Here is a 1,680-nt window from a genome sequence, read left to right on the forward strand (position 1 = left end):
GGTGGGGCGTGGGGATCGGGTGGCCTCACTGTTGGAGAACGGCCCGACCAGCGTCATCACCGTGTTCGCGGCCGCCCGCCTCGGGGCGGTGTCCGTGCCGATCAACACCGCCTACAAGGGCGAGTTCCTCACTCACCAGCTCGCCGACTCGGGGGCGCGGGCGCTCATCGTGCAGGGCGATCTGGCTCAGCGGGCGGCGGAGGTCGCCGGCGGCCTGCCCGAGCTGCGGGCGGTGATCGTGGAGGGCGAGCCCGCCGCCGAGATCACCGCCGTGCCCCAGCACGACCTCTCGGCGCTGCTCGATCGGGCGGGTGGCACGCCCCGGGTGGAGGTGCGCCCAGCCGATCTGGCCACGTTCATCTACACCGCCGGAACCACGGGCCCCTCGAAGGGGTGCATGCTGAGCCACAACTACGTGGTGAACCTGGCGGCCCAGATCGCTCGCACCTGGGGGCGGCGCCCCGAGGACGTGGTGTGGACGCCACTGCCGATGTTCCACCTCAACGCGCTGGCCACCGCGGTGGTGGGCACCTTGCTGCTGGGTGGGCGCGCGGCGATCGCCCGGAAGTTCTCCGTCTCAGGGTTCTGGGACGACATCGCCCGCACCGGTGGCACCATCGCCTCACTCCTCGGCACGCTCGCGGTACTGATCGCGAACGACGAGCGGGAGCACCCGGGCTCGCAGGGCACCACCTTGCGGCTGGTCGCTGCGGCGCCGATGCCACCGGACATCTCGGCTCGGTTCGCGACCCGCTGGGGGGTGGAGACCTTCAGCGCTGGTTACGGGGTGACCGAGGCGTCGCTGATCTCCTCACTGCCCGCCGGCGAGGTGAACCCGCCGGGCGCAGCGGGCAAACCGAACGACGTGGAGTTCGAGGTACTGCTCGTCGACGACGACGACAACCCGGTCCCCACCGGTGAGGTCGGTGAGATCGTCTGTCGGCCGCGCCGACCCCACGTCATGTTCGAGGGCTACTGGGGCCGCCCGGAAGCCACCGTGGCCGCGAGTCGCAACTGGTGGTTCCACACCGGCGACTTCGGGCGGCTCGACGAGGCCGGGTTCCTCTATTTCGTGGACCGCAAGAAGGACTACCTGCGTCGCCGGGGCGAGAACATCTCGAGCTTCGAGATGGAGAAGATCTTCCTCGGCCACGAGGACGTGGTCGACGTGGCGGTGCACTCGGTGCCGAGTCCCCTCGGCGAGGACGACGTCAAGGTGACTGCGGTGTTGCAACCGGGCTCGACCCTCACCGAGGAGGCGCTGTGCCGCTGGGCCGTCGAGCGGGTGCCGTACTTCGCCGTGCCCCGCTACATCGAGTTCCGCCACGAGCTGCCCCGCAATCCCGTGGGCCGGGTATTGAAGTACCAGCTGCGTGAGGAGGGCGTGACCCCCACCACCTGGGATGCCGAGGCCGCGGGCCTGACCTTCGAGAAGCGTTGACCCTGACCTGCTCTCCGCTCCACCTCCCCCACGAACTGTTCATGAGATCGCGGCCGTGGGCCGCGTCGGGCTGAACAGTTCCGGATCTTCTGCGAACTGTTCATGAGATCGCGGCCGTGGGCCGCGTCGGGCTGAACAGTTCGATGGGCGGGAGCTGAGCGGTCGCCCCCCTCCTGCGAACTGTTCATGAGATCGCGGTCTGCGGCCGCGCAGGGCTGAACAGTTCGATGGGCGGGGGC

At 69.6% G+C, this 1,680-nt stretch carries 1 protein-coding gene; it reads left to right on the forward strand.

Features of this window, described 5'->3' with window-relative positions:
• Nucleotides 1-1,441: AMP-binding protein (locus V7004_RS15770; RefSeq protein WP_334145220.1), on the forward strand; the 1,441-nt coding region annotated here is incomplete at its 5' end.
• Nucleotides 1,442-1,680: the final 239 nt, after the last annotated feature.

It is taken from the genome of Rhabdothermincola sp. (genome assembly GCF_036846205.1).
In the GTDB taxonomy this organism is placed as follows: Bacteria; Actinomycetota; Acidimicrobiia; order Acidimicrobiales; family Acidimicrobilacustridaceae; genus Rhabdothermincola.